This window comes from Pseudomonas sp. PDM27 (genome assembly GCF_019219205.1).
Taxonomy (GTDB): domain Bacteria; phylum Pseudomonadota; class Gammaproteobacteria; order Pseudomonadales; family Pseudomonadaceae; genus Aquipseudomonas; species Aquipseudomonas laurylsulfatiphila.
Genome location: NZ_JAHUWF010000013.1, coordinates 58,341 through 73,215, shown reverse-complemented (window position 1 = coordinate 73,215; position 14,875 = coordinate 58,341). Strand labels below are relative to the sequence as shown.

General features: G+C 59.8%; 15 protein-coding genes and 1 pseudogene. 10 read left to right on the top strand and 6 right to left on the bottom strand.

Annotated features, from left to right (window positions below):
• Positions 1–8: 8 nt before the first annotated feature.
• The 4 genes from KW838_RS23745 to KW838_RS23730 are packed head-to-tail and all read left to right on the top strand — an operon-like array spanning position 9 to position 3,520.
• The gene (locus KW838_RS23745; RefSeq protein ID WP_218503752.1) at positions 9–1,157 is read left to right on the top strand and encodes an ABC transporter permease; all 1,149 of its coding nucleotides are present in this window, start codon (positions 9–11) and stop codon (positions 1,155–1,157) included.
• Positions 1,154–1,957 carry an ATP-binding cassette domain-containing protein gene (locus tag KW838_RS23740; protein WP_218503751.1) on the top strand — a complete coding sequence of 268 codons (804 nt, stop codon included), beginning with the start codon at positions 1,154–1,156 and terminating at the stop codon, positions 1,955–1,957. Before KW838_RS23745 ends, KW838_RS23740 begins: the two co-directional genes overlap by 4 nt.
• 1 nt (position 1,958) lies before the next feature.
• Positions 1,959–2,897 (top strand): MlaD family protein, encoded by a 939-nt coding sequence (locus KW838_RS23735; RefSeq protein WP_102702129.1) that lies wholly within the window; start codon positions 1,959–1,961, stop codon positions 2,895–2,897.
• A complete protein-coding gene (locus tag KW838_RS23730; RefSeq protein WP_218503750.1) occupies positions 2,894–3,520 on the top strand; it encodes an ABC-type transport auxiliary lipoprotein family protein in 627 nt (208 codons plus the stop codon). Before KW838_RS23735 ends, KW838_RS23730 begins: the two co-directional genes overlap by 4 nt.
• An 18-nt stretch (positions 3,521–3,538) precedes the next feature.
• Here KW838_RS23730 and KW838_RS29650 read toward each other — a convergent pair.
• The 3 genes and pseudogenes from KW838_RS29650 to KW838_RS23720 all read right to left on the bottom strand — a co-directional run.
• Positions 3,539–3,616 (bottom strand): annotated as a pseudogene (locus tag KW838_RS29650) (outer membrane lipoprotein carrier protein LolA); the annotation flags it as partial.
• A 35-nt stretch (positions 3,617–3,651) separates the two neighbouring features.
• Entirely contained in the window at positions 3,652–4,299 is a 648-nt protein-coding gene (locus KW838_RS23725) for an HAD family hydrolase (RefSeq protein ID WP_218503749.1), read from the bottom strand.
• Positions 4,300–4,325: 26 nt separating this feature from the next.
• Entirely contained in the window at positions 4,326–4,871 is a 546-nt protein-coding gene (locus KW838_RS23720) for a gamma carbonic anhydrase family protein (protein WP_218503748.1), read from the bottom strand.
• Positions 4,872–4,959: 88 nt separating this feature from the next.
• Here KW838_RS23720 and prlC point away from each other — a divergent pair, with 88 nt between their 5' ends.
• Positions 4,960–7,011 (top strand): oligopeptidase A, encoded by a 2,052-nt coding sequence (gene prlC, locus KW838_RS23715; RefSeq protein ID WP_116579854.1) that lies wholly within the window; start codon positions 4,960–4,962, stop codon positions 7,009–7,011.
• A complete protein-coding gene (locus KW838_RS23710) occupies positions 7,008–7,295 on the top strand; it encodes a YheV family putative zinc ribbon protein (RefSeq protein ID WP_218503747.1) in 288 nt (95 codons plus the stop codon). Before prlC ends, KW838_RS23710 begins: the two co-directional genes overlap by 4 nt.
• Before the next feature lie 221 nt (positions 7,296–7,516).
• Here KW838_RS23710 and KW838_RS23705 read toward each other — a convergent pair whose 3' ends face one another.
• Both KW838_RS23705 and KW838_RS23700 read right to left on the bottom strand, forming a co-directional pair.
• On the bottom strand, positions 7,517–8,161 hold the full coding sequence (locus tag KW838_RS23705; protein ID WP_218503746.1) for a tyrosine-protein phosphatase: 645 nt from the start codon (positions 8,159–8,161) through the stop codon (positions 7,517–7,519).
• 242 nt (positions 8,162–8,403) lie between these two features.
• Entirely contained in the window at positions 8,404–8,709 is a 306-nt protein-coding gene (locus KW838_RS23700; RefSeq protein WP_102702124.1) for a hypothetical protein, read from the bottom strand.
• A 208-nt stretch (positions 8,710–8,917) separates the two neighbouring features.
• Here KW838_RS23700 and KW838_RS23695 point away from each other — a divergent pair, with 208 nt between their 5' ends.
• From KW838_RS23695 to KW838_RS23685, 3 genes are all read left to right on the top strand, one after another.
• Positions 8,918–9,976: a PA0069 family radical SAM protein gene (locus tag KW838_RS23695; protein WP_218503745.1), complete on the top strand. Its 1,059-nt coding sequence runs from the start codon at positions 8,918–8,920 to the stop codon at positions 9,974–9,976.
• Positions 9,977–10,220: 244 nt separating this feature from the next.
• Positions 10,221–10,952, top strand: a complete 732-nt coding sequence (locus KW838_RS23690) for a carbonic anhydrase (RefSeq protein WP_015092887.1) — start codon at positions 10,221–10,223, stop codon at positions 10,950–10,952.
• A 90-nt stretch (positions 10,953–11,042) separates the two neighbouring features.
• Positions 11,043–12,569, top strand: a complete 1,527-nt coding sequence (locus KW838_RS23685; RefSeq protein WP_102702122.1) for a SulP family inorganic anion transporter — start codon at positions 11,043–11,045, stop codon at positions 12,567–12,569.
• A gap of 109 nt (positions 12,570–12,678) precedes the next feature.
• On the opposite strand, the gene KW838_RS23680 is transcribed toward KW838_RS23685, so the two are convergent.
• Positions 12,679–13,329 (bottom strand): hypothetical protein, encoded by a 651-nt coding sequence (locus tag KW838_RS23680; protein ID WP_218503744.1) that lies wholly within the window; start codon positions 13,327–13,329, stop codon positions 12,679–12,681.
• Between the two features lie 369 nt (positions 13,330–13,698).
• Between KW838_RS23680 and coxB the strand changes: the two genes are divergently transcribed.
• The gene (gene coxB / locus KW838_RS23675; RefSeq protein WP_102674486.1) at positions 13,699–14,826 is read left to right on the top strand and encodes a cytochrome c oxidase subunit II; all 1,128 of its coding nucleotides are present in this window, start codon (positions 13,699–13,701) and stop codon (positions 14,824–14,826) included.
• Positions 14,827–14,875: the final 49 nt, after the last annotated feature.

Genomic DNA, 14,875 nt, shown 5'->3' with positions numbered 1-14,875 from the left:
CGGAGCTTATGATCAGCAGCACGATGGCCGGCAATGCCCGATTGGACACGTCGCTCACCCCAGCACGGTTGCGGGTGACGGGCGACTGGACGCTCGCCCATTACGCTGACCTCAAGCTGTTGAGCGAAAAACTCCACGGCCAGTACGACGCCAACACCCCCATCGACCTCAATGGCCTCGGCGCCCTCGACACCGCCGGCGCCTCGCTGTTGGTCGAGCTGCTCGGCTCCGAGCGCCTCGGTCGCTCCGCCGAACATCCTGATTGCACACTCTCCGCCGCCGATCGGGCGTTGCTGCAAACCGTCTACTGTTCGTTGACCGATTTCTGCGTACCGATCAAGGAACCGGAAGTCAGCGTTTCCATTCAGTTGCTCACCCGCATTGGTCGGGCGGTGGACGCCGTCTGGCAGGACACCCTCCAACTGTTGGGTTTCGTGGGCCTGATCATCGAAACCATCGTCCGCGGCCTGTTCCGTCCCAAGCGCTGGCGCGTCACGCCGATGATTGCCCACATCGAACAGACCGGTCTCGACGCCGCGCCCATCGTTGCGTTGCTGACTTTTCTGGTGGGCGCCGTGGTGGCGTTCCTCGGGTCGACGGTGCTGGCCACCTTCGGCGCCACCGTCTTCACCGTGGACCTGGTGGGATTTGCCTTCCTGCGTGAATTCGGTGTGTTGCTGACGGCAATCCTGATGGCCGGGCGCACCGCCAGTGCGTTCACGGCGCAAATCGGTTCGATGAAGGCCAACGAAGAAATCGACGCCATCCGCACCCTGGGCCTCGACCCCGTGGAGTTGCTGGTGGTGCCACGGGTCCTGGCGTTGCTGATCGCCCTGCCGATGCTGACGTTTCTGGCGATGCTCTCGGGGATTATCGGCGGCGCGGTGGTCTGCGCGGTGAAGCTGGATATCTCGCCGGCGATGTTCCTGTCGCTGCTGCAAACGGACATCGGCGTACAGCACTTTCTGGTGGGGATCGTCAAAGCGCCCGTGTTCGCCTTCCTCATCGCCGCCATCGGTTGCCTCGAAGGTTTCAAGGTCAGTGGCAGCGCCGAGTCTGTGGGCGCGCACACCACGTCGAGTGTGGTGCAGTCGATTTTCGTGGTGATCGTGATGGATGCGATCGCCGCGATGTTTTTCATGGAGATGGGTTGGTGAGTCGTTTACCCCGAGCGCCCTCCGAGGCGGTGATTGAAGTGCGTGGGCTGTGCAATCGCTTTGGCTCCCAGAGCGTGCACGAGAACCTCGACCTGGATTTGTACAAGGGTGAAATCCTCGCCGTGGTCGGCGGCTCCGGCAGCGGCAAGTCGGTGCTGCTGCGCAGCATTGTCGGGCTGCGCCAGCCCAGTGACGGGGTGGTGAAAGTCTTCGGCAAGAACCTGCCAACCTTGCCGGAGCACGAGCGCTCGCTGGTGGAGCGGCGATTCGGTGTGCTGTTCCAGAAAGGCGCGCTGTTCTCTTCGCTGACCGTGACCGAGAACGTTGCCCTGCCGCTGATCGAGCACGCCGGCTTGAGCCGCAACGACGCCGAGCATCTGGCGGCGGTGAAAATGGCCTTGGCCGGGTTGCCGTTGTCGGCGGCGGAGAAGTACCCCGCGTCGCTGTCCGGCGGCATGATCAAGCGTGCCGCACTGGCCCGGGCATTGGCGCTGGACCCGGACATCCTGTTTCTCGACGAGCCCACCGCCGGTCTCGACCCGATCGGTGCTGCCGCGTTCGACCAATTGATCCTGACCCTGCGCGATGCCCTGGGCCTGAGTGTCTTTCTGGTGACCCACGACCTCGACACGCTCTACACCATCACCGACCGTGTGGCGGTGCTGGCGCAAAAAAAGGTGTTGGTGGCGGACGCCATCGACAAGGTCTCGGAAACCAACGATCCGTGGATTCACGAATACTTCCATGGCCCTCGCGGCCGCGCGGCGTTGACAGCCGCCCAACAGCTCAACGAGGTCTGACATGGAAACCCGAGCCCATCATGTATTGATCGGCCTGTTCACCGTGATTGTGGTGACGGCCGCCCTGTTGTTCGGCCTGTGGCTGGCCAAGTCCAGTGTCGACACCGAGTTCAAGGACTACGAGGTCGTATTCAACGAGGCGGTCAGCGGTTTGTCCAAGGGCAGTTCGGTGCAATACAGCGGGATCAAGGTCGGCGATGTGATCTCGCTGCGCCTGGACCCGAAAGACCCGCGCCGGGTGTTGGCGCGAATCCGCCTGGCCGGCGATACCCCGGTCAAGGAAGACACCCAGGCTAAACTGGCCCTGACCGGCGTCACCGGGACCTCGATCATCCAGCTCAGCGGCGGCACGCCACAGAGCCCGACGCTCAAGGGCAAGGACGGCAACCTGCCGACCATTGTCGCCTCGCCCTCGCCCATCGCCCGCCTGCTCAATGACAGCGAAGACCTGATGGCCGGGGTGAACACGCTGATGCATAACGCCAACCTGATGTTCTCCACGGAAAACATCGCGCGCATCAGCAACACCCTGGAGCATCTGGAGCAAACCACCGGAACCATTGCCGATCAGCGCGGCGATATCCGCCAGGCCATGCAGCAACTGGCTTCGGTGGGCAAGCAGGCCAACAACATGCTGGAGCAGACCACAACGCTGATGCGTAACGCCAACGGGCTGCTCAACGAGCATGGCAAGGAAGCGCTGGGCAGCGCCGAGCAGGCGATGAAGTCGCTGCAGGAAAGCAGTGCGACCCTCAACAAACTGATCAGCGCCAATCAGGATTCGCTCAACAGCGGCATGCAAGGCCTCAATGGCCTGGGCCCGGCCGTGCGTGAGATGCGCGAAACCCTGTCCTCGTTGCGCGTCATTACCAAACGTCTGGAGGCCGACCCCAGCGGTTACCTGCTGGGCAGTGACAAGACCAAGGAATTCACGCCATGAAGCTGATTCGGATCGCCCTCCTCGCTGGCTTCACGCTGATCGGCTCGTGCTCGATCCTGCCCAAGCCAGAGCTTTTCGAGGTCTATCGATTGCCCTCAGCCCAGAGCAGCACGCCGGCCAGCCATGGCACGCCGCAGCACTGGTCGCTACGCCTGACCAAGTTCCAGTCTAGTGAAGCGTTGAACAGTCCGAACATTGCAGTCATTCCTCAGGGCGACGTGATCAGCCACTACAAGGGTTCGCGCTGGAGCGACCCGGCGCCGGTGCTGGTGCGCAATCGCCTACTGCAAGGTTTCCAGCATGACGGACGGGTGATACTGCTGAGCACCGATGACAGCATTTTCCAGACCGATCTTGAATTGGGCGGCAGCCTGCAGGCGTTCCAGACGGAATACCAGGGTACGAATGCCAGCGTGGTCGTGCGTCTGGATGCATTGCTGGTGCGCAGCTACGACCAGCGCATCCTCGCCAGTCGCCGCTTCGAAGTGCGCCAGCCGTTGAGCAATGTGCAGGTCCCGGCGGTGGTGACCGGGTTCGGTCAGGCGAGTGATCAGTTGACCACGCAGGTGGTGAGCTGGGCGGCGGAGCAGGGACAGAAACTGGCGCCACCACCACGGCCATGAAGGCCTGCGCAATTCCTTTGTAGGAGCGAGCCTGCTCGCGAAAAACCTGAGAGCGCCGCGGGGCGTCAGGCTTCCAGCGTTATCGTTCACGACCATCGCGAGCAGGCTCGCTCCTACAGGGAGACGTCGTATCAGCGTAAAAACGCCTGATGCAACTCAGCCAGCGTTTCAAAGTGATACGCCGGCGCTTCGGCGCTCAGCTCTTCGTGGCTGCCGAACCCGTAACCCACCGCCGCTGCATCCAGGCCGTTGCTGCGCGCGCCGATGAGGTCGTGCTTGCGGTCGCCGATCATCAGGGTGTTGGCCGGGTCCAGCTTTTCTTCGGCCATCAGGTGAGCGATCAGATCGACCTTGTTGGTCCGGGTGCCGTCCAGTTCGCTGCCGTAAATCACCTTGAAGTGCCTGGCAAAATCGAAATGCCGGGCGATTTCACGGGCGAACACCCAGGGTTTCGAGGTCGCGATGTACAGCTGCCGGCCTTGTCCGCTCAGGGTTTCCAGTAGCGGCGTGACGCCGTCGAACACACGGTTCTCGTAGAGTCCGGTGACCTTGAAGCGCTCGCGGTAGAAATTCACCGCCTCCCACGCCCTGGCCTCATCGAAGTCGTAGAACTGCATGAAGGCCTGCAACAGTGGCGGGCCGATGAAGTGTTCGAGTTTGCCCAGATCCGGCTCATCGATACCCAGTTTGCCCAGGGCGAACTGGATCGAACGGGTGATGCCCTCGCGCGGGTCGGTCAGGGTGCCATCGAGGTCGAACAAAACGGTTTGGTAATGCATGTAGAGTCCTGAATGAGGGGGCCGAGTCAAAGCTGGTCATAGCCTTCGGCCAGATGCAGGTCCTTGAGCTTCACGTAGTTCGCCGCGCTGTAGGTGAAAAAGGCGCGTTCCTTGTCCGTCAGCGGGCGGATCTGCTTCGCCGGGCTGCCCACATACAGGAAGCCGCTTTGCAGGTGCTTGCCCGGTGGCACCAGGCTGCCAGCGCCGATGATCACGTCATCGTCGACCACGGCGCCGTCCATGACGATGCTGCCCATGCCGATCAACACCCGGCTGCCCACCGAACAGCCATGCAGCATGACCTTGTGGGCAATGGTCACGTCATCGCCGATCAGCAACGGAAAGCCATCGGGGTTGAACGGACCGGCGTGGGTGATGTGCAACACACAACCATCCTGAACGCTGGTGCGCGCGCCGATGCGGATGCGGTGCATGTCCCCTCGGATCACCGTCAGCGGCCAGACCGAGCTGTCTTCGCCGATTTCGACGTCGCCGATCACCACCGCCGAGCCATCGACAAAAGCGCCTTTGCCCAACAGCGGCGTGTGGTTCTGATACTTGCGAAGGTTCACGATAGGGTTTCTCTCTGTTGCTGATAGCTGCGGTGAACGTCGATTGTAATTAAGATGGCTACATGTTTCTCCAGCCAAGGTATCAACCGTGAGCGTGAACAACCCTCTTTTGCAGTCCTATGACCTGCCGCCGTTCTCCGCCATCCGCGCCGAACACGTACAACCGGCCATTGAACAGATCCTGGCTGACAACCGCGCCGCCATCGTCGAGATCCTCAAGACCCAGGCCAAGCAGCCAACGTGGGCCGGCCTGGTGCTGGCGATGGACGAACTCAACGACCGCCTGGGTGCCGCCTGGAGCCCGGTCAGCCACCTCAATGCCGTGTGCAACAGCGCCGAACTGCGTGAAGCCTACGAGTCCTGCCTGCCTGCCTTGAGCGCCTACTCCACCGAAATGGGCCAGAACCGCGAGTTGTTCCAGGCCTTCGAAGCCCTGGCCGGCAGTCCTGAAGCCGCCGGTTTCGACGTGGCGCAGAAAACTATCCTGGAACACTCCCTGCGTGACTTCCGTCTGTCGGGTATCGACCTGCCGGAAGCCGAACAGAAACGTTACGCCGAAGTGCAGAGCAAGCTGTCGGAACTGGGCAGCCGTTTCTCCAACCAGTTGCTCGATGCCACTCAGGCGTGGACCAAGCACGTCACAGATGAGGCCGCCCTCGCCGGCCTGACCGATTCGGCCAAGGCGCAAATGGCTGCCGCGGCACAGGCCAAGGACCTGGACGGCTGGCTGATCACCCTGGAATTCCCGAGCTATTACGCGGTGATGACCTACGCCCAGGACCGCGCACTGCGCGAAGAAGTCTACGCGGCTTACTGCACCCGTGCGTCGGACCAGGGGCCGAATGCCGGCCAGAACGACAACGGCCCGGTCATGGAAGAAATCCTCGACCTGCGCCAGGAGTTGGCAAAGTTGTTGGGTTTCAGCAGTTTCTCCGAGCTGAGCCTGGCCACCAAAATGGCCGAATCCAGCGATCAGGTCCTGAGCTTCCTGCGCGACCTGGCCAAGCGCAGCAAACCGTTCGCCGCCCAGGATCTGGAACAGCTCAAGGCCTATGCGGCCGAGCAAGGTTGCCCGGACCTGCAAAGCTGGGACAGCGGTTTCTACGGTGAAAAGCTCCGCGAACAACGTTACAGCGTTGCTCAGGAAGCCCTGCGTGCCTACTTCCCGATCGACAAGGTGCTCAGCGGCCTGTTCGCCATCGTCCAGCGCCTGTACGGCATCGAGATTGCCGAGCTCAAAGGCTTCGACACCTGGCACCCGGATGTGCGCCTGTTCGAAATCAAGGAAAACGGCCAGCACGTCGGCCGCTTCTTCTTCGACCTCTACGCTCGCGCCAACAAGCGCGGTGGTGCCTGGATGGATGGCGCCCGCGACCGTCGCCGCACGGCTGGCGGCGTGCTGCAAAGCCCGGTGGCGAACCTGGTGTGCAACTTCACCCCGGCTGACAGCGGTAAACCTGCGCTGCTGACCCACGATGAAGTCACCACCCTGTTCCATGAGTTCGGTCACGGCCTGCATCACCTGCTGACCCGCGTCGAGCATGCTGGCGTATCCGGCATCAACGGTGTGGCCTGGGATGCCGTCGAACTGCCAAGTCAGTTCATGGAAAACTGGTGCTGGGAGCCGGAAGGCCTGGCGCTGATTTCCGGTCATTACGAAACCGGCGAGCCACTGCCCCAGGACTTGCTCGGAAAAATGCTCGCGGCGAAAAACTTCCAGTCCGGCTTGATGATGGTCCGCCAACTGGAGTTCTCGCTGTTCGACTTCGAACTGCACGCGACCCATGGCGACGGCCGCAGCGTGCTGCAAGTGCTCGAAGGCGTGCGCGACGAGGTCTCGGTGATGCGTCCGCCGGCCTACAACCGCTTCCCCAACAGCTTTGCGCACATCTTCGCCGGCGGTTATGCCGCGGGTTACTACAGCTACAAATGGGCTGAAGTGCTCTCGGCCGATGCGTTCTCGAAGTTCGAAGAAGAAGGCGTGCTCAATGCCGACACCGGTCGTGCCTTCCGCGAAGCGATCCTGGCCCGTGGCGGTTCCCAGGAGCCGATGGTGCTGTTCGTCGACTTCCGTGGCCGTGAGCCATCGATTGACGCACTCTTGCGCCACAGCGGCCTGAGTGAGGACGCGGCAGCATGAGTGAGGGACCTGTGATTACGAAAAAACGCTTTATCGCCGGGGCGGTCTGCCCGGCATGCAGCGAGCCGGACAAATTGATGATGTGGACCGAAGACCAGGTCCCGCACCGAGAATGCGTGGCCTGCGGTTACTCCGACACACTCAATGAGCAAGGGCTGTCGGTGCCCAAGGAGCTTGGCACGCGGGTCAACACCACCGTACCCAAAGCCCCGGACACCAAGGTTCAGGCGGTTCAGTTCTTCCCGAATCCGAAGCTGAAGAAAAAGCCCGACGAACAGCACTGAGTGAAAAAAAGCCCCCGTTGCTCCATGCCACGGGGGTTTTTTTAGGTTCTTCACGAAACAGATTACGAAATGTCTTCTGTAGGAGCTGCCGAAGGCTGCGATCTTTTGATCTTGCTTTTGCTATCTGGAGATTTCTGAAGATCAAGATCAAAAGATCGTCCGAACGCGGCCCGAGCCTTCGGCAGCTCCTACAGTTTCCCGGGATTGCGTGAAGAACTTTTTTATTCGATATGCGCGGACTTGAACCAGCTCTTCATTGAGCACGCGGCAAACGGGCTGGTGCTGCAATCGCCATTGGCCAGGGCTGTGCGCAGTTTGTCGACGTCGACCTGCATCATGTAGCGGATGCCGTCCTTGAAGTGGGTACTGTCACCAAAGCCGCCCTCGGTCATTTCGTTCAGGGCCTCTTCCTTGCTCCAGCCCTGGATGACAACCCGATACATGGCCGCCATCAGGCCGGTACGGTCAGAGCCGTGTTTGCAGTGCATCAGCACCGGGTCTTTGGCTTCGGCAGACTGGATGGCGCGCAGGGCCTTGAGCACATCGGCGTCATCCACATGGTTGGTGCGATAAGGCAGCTGTACTTGCGTGATGCCTGGCGTGGACAGCCAACTGGAGTCCGTTTCAGGCAGGAAGTTGATCACCGTGCCGACTTTGAGTTTCTCCAGCAGCGGCACCGCATCCTTGTCCGGCAAGGCGCTGCGGTAGAGGGTTGGCGACATTTGAAAGAGGTTGTATTGCTTTTCGACGGGTTGAGCCCAGTCCGCCGGACGCTGAATCTGACTGTCGTCAGCAAGTGCCGGTGTCTGGTTAACGAGTGCAACGAGCGACAGGCAGATTGCAAATATGAATCGTGGTAAGGGCATGTTTGAGCGACCGTTCTGAAAGGGACGGGAAGATGCTGGCAAGGATCAACTACGCCCGGTCAAAGGCCTGTGAGAGGGCTGTCAAAGAATCGTGAAGCTGACGGGATGATGAATGTTTCATCAAGGATCAAGCTTCGCTCATTGAAAGAGCATTGTTATGGGCGACAAAAAAATCAAACCCGCTCGATGATTAACTTCGACCGGACCTGATTAATAACAATATATCTGCCTGGACCTTTGGTTCAAGGTTTCGCAATACCGGCGTACGCTTTGGCCAGAGCCAGCAGTTTTTCCTTATCATCGGAATTGATGGTCCCGTTACCATCAATATCTTTGTCGATACTGCCGATACTAAAAGACTGGCCGCCGTCGTATGAGGACGCAATCAGCGTGGTGGAGTCCAGCAAAGAGGTGGTCACGACCGAGTTTTCTTCATCCCAACCTTCTTCCTTGAGTGCGAACTGCATCGATACCAGTACTTCATCTGGGGCGACTACAGTCGGTCCAAGTTTTTGCAAAAAGATACCGCGGCGATCAAAAAACGACATAAATAAATCCTTTTATAGAATATCGGTGTTTATGTTTTGCAGCGAAAAAATGGTACATGCAGTTTTGTCACAACAGCCAGGCTTTATATGTTTCTCCCGGTTGCTTCACGCAAGCATGCATGACAAATAATCAGAAAGTGCCGAACGGCGCTGGTCGAGCGGTTTTGATCGATGTACTGTATGCGCATACAGTCATTGGGTGTTTTTCATGCACACGCCATTTCCTCCCCGTGGCCGCGGCACTGCGACCAACCCGCACAACCGTTTCGCCCCCAGTCATTCGGTGGTCGAAGACGACGGCTGGTACCAGGAAGTGCCGCTGACCCAAGGCACCGAGGTGCGCATTGAAACGGCGAAAACCATCATCACCCGCAACACGTCGCCGGACTTGCCCTTCGATCGCTCGATCAACCCTTATCGCGGCTGCGAGCACGGTTGCATTTATTGTTATGCGCGCCCCAGTCATGCCTATTGGGACATGTCGCCCGGGCTGGATTTCGAGACAAAACTGATCGCCAAGACCAACGCCGTGGATGTGCTGGAAGAGCAGTTGTCCAAACGTGGTTATCAATGTGCGCCGATCAACCTCGGCTCCAACACCGACCCTTACCAGCCGATCGAGCGCGAATACCAGATCACCCGCAAGACCCTTGAGGTGCTGCTGCGCTATCGGCACCCGGTGACCATCGTGACCAAGGGCTCGCTGATTCTTCGTGACCTGGACCTGCTGACCGAGCTCGCCAGCCAAAGACTGGTGGCGGTAATGATCAGCCTGACCACACTGGACGATGAGCTCAAGCGCATCCTCGAACCCCGCGCCGCAGCGCCCAAGGCCCGGTTGCGGGCGATCAGGGTCATGCGCGAGGCGGGCATTCCGGTGGGTGTGCTGTGTTCGCCGATGATCCCGATGATCAACGACAGCGAACTCGAGAGTCTGCTCACTGAGGCCCATGCAGCCGGGGCGCAGAGTGCTGCCTACATGATGCTGCGCTTGCCGCTTGAAGTGGCGCCTCTGTTCGAGGAATGGTTGGCGACCCACTACCCTCAACGGGCGGCGCATGTGCTGAGCCTGATTCGCCAGAGCCGTGGCGGTGAACTCTACGACAGCCGCTTTGGCGCTCGAATGCGCGGCGAAGGCCCCTTCGCCGACCTGCTGGCACAGCGCTTTGCCAAAACCATCAAGCGCCTGGGGCTCAATCACCGGGAAGGCTTTGACCTGGACTGCAATGCCTTTTGTCCGCCCGGTCGCCAAATGTCGTTGATTTGAGGACAATTGGCCTATGGTTGAGTACTGAAGATTGCGCTCGCGCCTTAGGCTGGTCACGTTTTTTGTGACCTGGAACACGCATTCTAGAGCGTTTTATTCAGTTTCAATTAAGATTCGGCCGCTACCTTGTTCATCGAGTGACTGATGGGTCGAGATGTTTGGCCTGGATGTTTTTTAACCAGCCACTGGCTTCACACCGGACCACACGGGATGACTCCCTGAGCCCGCCAATGAGGATGAATTGATGAGTGACAAGGATAAACAGCCGTTGGCTGCGTCGGCTTCAGCCCAACCCGAGGCCGAAACCGCCGATGCAGCGTTGAAGCATATCGTTGACGGCTTTTTGCATTTTCATCATGAGATCTTTCCTCAGCAGGAAGAGCTCTTCAAGAAACTCGCCACGGCCCAGCGGCCACGAGCGATGTTCATCGCCTGCGCCGATTCGCGCATCGTTCCTGAGTTAATCACACAAAGCTCCCCGGGCGACCTGTTCGTGACCCGTAACGTCGGCAACGTTGTGCCGCCTTACGGGCAAATGAACGGTGGTGTTTCCACGGCCATCGAGTACGCCGTGCTGGCTCTGGGGGTGCATCACATCATCATCTGCGGACATTCCGACTGCGGCGCCATGCGCGCGGTACTCAACCCGGACAGTCTGGAGAAAATGCCCACGGTCAAAGCCTGGCTGCGTCATGCCGAAGTGGCCAAGACCATGGTGCAGGAGAACTGCAACTGCTCTAACGAAAGCGAAAGCATGCACATCCTCACCGAGGAGAATGTGATCGCCCAATTGCAGCACCTGCGTACCCATCCGTCGGTTGCCTCGCGCATGGCCAACGGTCAGCTGTTTATCCACGGCTGGGTCTACAACATCGAAACCAGCGAAATCAAAGCGTACGACGCCGATCAAGGCTGTTTCCTGCCGCTCAATGGCAGCCTGCCAATTCCCGTGGCGACGCCCAAAGCGCGCTTCTAAATCCTCCTAAATCGTTGTGTGGTTTAGCCGAGGCTGCCGTTCAGGCAGCCTGGCTTTGCCATGCCTGAAGAAAACTTCGGGAGACTCACCATGCGTGCTGCTCGACTCAAAGCTGTTCTGCCACGGGAGCTGTTGGCTTCGGTGGTCGTGTTTCTGGTCGCCCTGCCCCTGTGCATGGGCATCGCCATTGCCTCGGGGTTGCCACCCGCCAAAGGCCTGATCACCGGCATCATCGGCGGTCTGGTGGTCGGCTGGTTGGCCGGCTCGCCGCTGCAAGTCAGTGGCCCGGCGGCGGGTCTGGCCGTTCTGGTCTTCGAATTGGTCCGCCAACACGGTATCGCCATGCTTGGGCCCATCCTGTTACTGGCGGGTTTGCTGCAACTGGTGGCGGGCCGATTGAAGCTGGGATGCTGGTTTCGGGTGACGGCGCCTGCGGTGGTGTACGGCATGCTGGCCGGGATTGGTGTGCTGATCGTCCTGTCCCAAGTGCATGTCATGCTGGATGCCGTGCCCAAACCCTCGGGCCTCGATAACCTCGCAGCCTTCCCGGCGGCGCTGGCTCAGGCATTGCCCACGTTTGGCTGGCAAGCCGGTTTGCTCGGTCTGTCGACGATTGCTGTCATGTGGCTGTGGGAAAAATTCCGTCCGCAATCCTTGCGCTTCATTCCCGGGGCGCTACTGGGTGTCGGTCTGGCCACGCTGGCCAGCCTGGTGCTGGCGTTGCAGGTCAAACGGGTTGAGGTACCGGCCAACCTGACGGAGGCTATCGACTGGCTGAAGCCGGCGGACCTGCTCAACCTGGCCGATCCGACATTGCTGATCGCGGCGTTTGCCGTGGCCTTTATCGCCAGCGCCGAAACCTTGCTCTCAGCCGCGGCGGTTGATCGCATGCACAGCGGCCAGCGCTCGGACTTCGACCGGGAATTGTCGGCGCAAGGTATCGGCAACATGTTGTGTGGCCTGCTTGGGGCATTGCCGATGACCGGCGTTATCGTGCGCAGTTCGGCGAATGTTCAGGCCGGAGCAACCACGCGGTTTTCGACCATATTCCACGGCCTGTGGCTGCTGGCGTTCGTGCTGTTGCTGTCCAGCGTGCTGCAGAGCATTCCGGTGGCAAGCCTGGCGGGCGTGCTGGTGTACACCGGTTTCAAACTGGTGGATCTCAAGGTCTTTCGGGGGTTGGGCCGGTACGGTCGGGCGCCGATGTTCACTTACGCGGCAACCGCGTTGGCCATCGTTTTTACCGACCTGCTGACGGGCGTGTTGATTGGCTTTGGCCTGACCCTGGTGAAACTGGCGCTGAAAGCCTCGCGCTTGAAGATCAGCCTGATCGACCTGCCCCGGGAAGGGGAAATGGAGTTGCGCCTGGTGGGCGCGGCGACCTTCCTCAAAGTACCGGCGCTGACCCAGGTGCTGGGCAGCATTCCGGTGGGTACGACGGTGCATGTGCCGCTCAATAACCTGAGCTACATCGATCACTCGTGTCTGGAGTTACTGGAGGAATGGGGGCGAGCCAATGCGGGCAAGGGTTCGAAGCTGTTGATTGAATCGCGGGGATTGAAGCGTCGGCTTGAGGGGCGGGTGCGGACGAATACCGGCGTCGGCGCGGTTGGCTGAGGTACCTGTGTGGGAGCGGGCTTGCATGCGAAAGCGGCGTGTCAGTCGATATCAACGTTGAATGATTGACCGCATTCGCGAGCAAGCCCGCTCCCACAGGTTTCAGGAATCAAGCCGCCGGCTGATCCAGTTCCAGGCCTACACCCAGGCGGCGGGACATGCACGGCCAGCGTTTCCATGCGGCACCGGTGTCCGGGCTGCTGAGCTTGTCGCGGTAGGTTTCCACCGACTCCAGGGCAAAACTCTCTTCGTTGAGCATCTCGTCGATGGCGTGATGCACCGCCTCATCCAGTTGGTTGGCGAACTCCTCACCGATCAATTGGTGAGCAATCAGGTTGGCGACAGTCATGTCCAAGGGGATCAGTGGCTGGCCGAAATGCTTGATGTACAGGTCGTTGACCTCTTCGACAAACCGGTGCGCCAGATAGGCTTCATCCAGCAGGCCGTCGAGCCCGACATGGCCGGCCATGATGGCAGGCGGCTGGAGGAAGTACTGCTCGGCGATTTTCAGCACCGGTTTGATCTGTGACTCAATGCCCGCTTCCCTGGCGACTTCATTGGCTGCATCCAGCAGATCGGGCACTTCTTCGACGTAGGCGGCGACAAATCGCGTCAGCACGCCATTGGCGTCCGCTTCCGGCAATTGGATCGCCGGGTGCAGGTGAGGCAGCTTACTTTCCAGCTGACGCGTCAGCAGGCCGGTCTCGGCTTCGTGTTGTTGGGCTTTTTGGATCTGCTCGCGCAATGCGGCGGTGTTCATGAAAACTCCAGGAAACAAGGCAATGAAATAGGGAAGACATAACTTAGCTGGCTTACGAAAAATGCTAAGACGCATTTGTCATAATTATTTCATCCTTGAGACGGCCCCGTTATATCGGTTTGCCACCACTCGTCTGCATCCTTCTCCATTCGTGCCCTGCAAAGCAAGTTAATGCTGTTTCAGATGATTTACGCCTTCGCATTGCGAGGTCAGAGGTGCTGTCTATACTCGGGGTGGAATGGAGTTAGCTGATGACGCCCGACTGCATATGCAGCAAGGCCCGGTGCTCAAGTTCGTAGTCTGATGCAGCCGCTCCCTTGCCGCAGGTGAAAGCCGGCGGGATAACAAGAACGATAAGGGGAACCCGCAATGATGCGACATCCACATGTCTGGATGGGCCTCCTGTTGTGGTCGATTTTCAGTCAGGCGCAAGCGGCCTGGACTGTGAATATGGCGCCTGGAGCGACTGAAATCAGTCACGCAGTATTCGACCTGCACATGACCATTTTCTGGATCTGTGTGGTGATCGGCATCATCGTTTTTGGTGCCATGTTCTGGTCGATGATTCTCCACCGCCGCTCGACCGGGCAGGTGGCCGCCAAATTTCATGAAAGCACCACCGTCGAAATCCTCTGGACCATCGTGCCCTTCCTGATCCTGGTGGCCATGGCGGTTCCCGCTACCGCGACCCTGATCAAGATGTACGACGCCAGCGAGCCGGAGATCGATATCCAGGTCACTGGCTACCAGTGGAAGTGGCACTACAAATACCTGGGCCAGGACGTCGAGTTCTTCAGCAACCTGACCACCCCCCAGGATCAAATCCACAACAAGGAAGCCAAGAGTGAGCACTACCTGCTCGAGGTCGACAAGCCATTGGTGCTGCCGGTCGGCACCAAAGTGCGCTTCCTGGTGACCTCCGCTGACGTGATCCACTCCTGGTGGGTGCCGGCATTCGCGGTCAAGCGCGATGCGATACCCGGGTTCGTCAATGAAGCCTGGACCCGCATCGACAAGCCCGGCATCTACCGTGGCCAGTGCGCCGAGTTGTGCGGCAAGGATCACGGCTTCATGCCGACCGTGGTCGAGGTCAAGGAAAAGGCCGATTACGAAAAATGGCTGGCCGATCGCAAGGTCGAGGCCGCGCAGCTCAAAGAGCTGACCAGCAAGGAATGGACCCTCGACGAGCTCAAGGAGCGCGGCGACAAGGTCTATCACACCACTTGCGTGGCCTGTCACCAGGCCGAAGGCCAGGGCCTGCCGCCGATGTTCCCGGCACTCAAGGGCTCGAAAATCGCCACCGGACCGAAAGCAGATCACCTGAGCATTGTCTTCCACGGCAAGCCTGGCACTTCCATGGCCGCGTTCGGCAAACAGCTCTCGGAAGTCGATATCGCAGCGGTCGTGACCTATGAACGTAACGCCTGGGGCAACAACAAGGGCGACATGGTCACGCCAAAAGAAGTGCTGGAGCTGAAACAGGCGGAAAGCAAATGACCCGGTCTATTGCGCACGTAAGGAACCGGTCGGGGCTACGCACCCCGGC

Bases quoted from the DNA above. Each gene is read 5' to 3' on its own strand.
- KW838_RS23745 (WP_218503752.1), top strand. From the start codon at position 9: ATGATCAGCAGCACGATGGCCGGCAATGCCCGATTGGACACGTCGCTC.
- KW838_RS23690 (WP_015092887.1), top strand. From the start codon at position 10,221: ATGAGTGACAAGGATAAACAGCCGTTGGCTGCGTCGGCTTCAGCCCAA.
- KW838_RS23730 (WP_218503750.1), top strand. From the start codon at position 2,894: ATGAAGCTGATTCGGATCGCCCTCCTCGCTGGCTTCACGCTGATCGGC.
- KW838_RS23695 (WP_218503745.1), top strand. From the start codon at position 8,918: ATGCACACGCCATTTCCTCCCCGTGGCCGCGGCACTGCGACCAACCCG.
- KW838_RS23705 (WP_218503746.1), bottom strand. From the start codon at position 8,161: ATGCCCTTACCACGATTCATATTTGCAATCTGCCTGTCGCTCGTTGCA.
- KW838_RS23710 (WP_218503747.1), top strand. From the start codon at position 7,008: ATGAGTGAGGGACCTGTGATTACGAAAAAACGCTTTATCGCCGGGGCG.
- KW838_RS23735 (WP_102702129.1), top strand. From the start codon at position 1,959: ATGGAAACCCGAGCCCATCATGTATTGATCGGCCTGTTCACCGTGATT.
- KW838_RS23700 (WP_102702124.1), bottom strand. From the start codon at position 8,709: ATGTCGTTTTTTGATCGCCGCGGTATCTTTTTGCAAAAACTTGGACCG.
- coxB (WP_102674486.1), top strand. From the start codon at position 13,699: ATGATGCGACATCCACATGTCTGGATGGGCCTCCTGTTGTGGTCGATT.
- KW838_RS23685 (WP_102702122.1), top strand. From the start codon at position 11,043: ATGCGTGCTGCTCGACTCAAAGCTGTTCTGCCACGGGAGCTGTTGGCT.
- KW838_RS23725 (WP_218503749.1), bottom strand. From the start codon at position 4,299: ATGCATTACCAAACCGTTTTGTTCGACCTCGATGGCACCCTGACCGAC.
- KW838_RS23680 (WP_218503744.1), bottom strand. From the start codon at position 13,329: ATGAACACCGCCGCATTGCGCGAGCAGATCCAAAAAGCCCAACAACAC.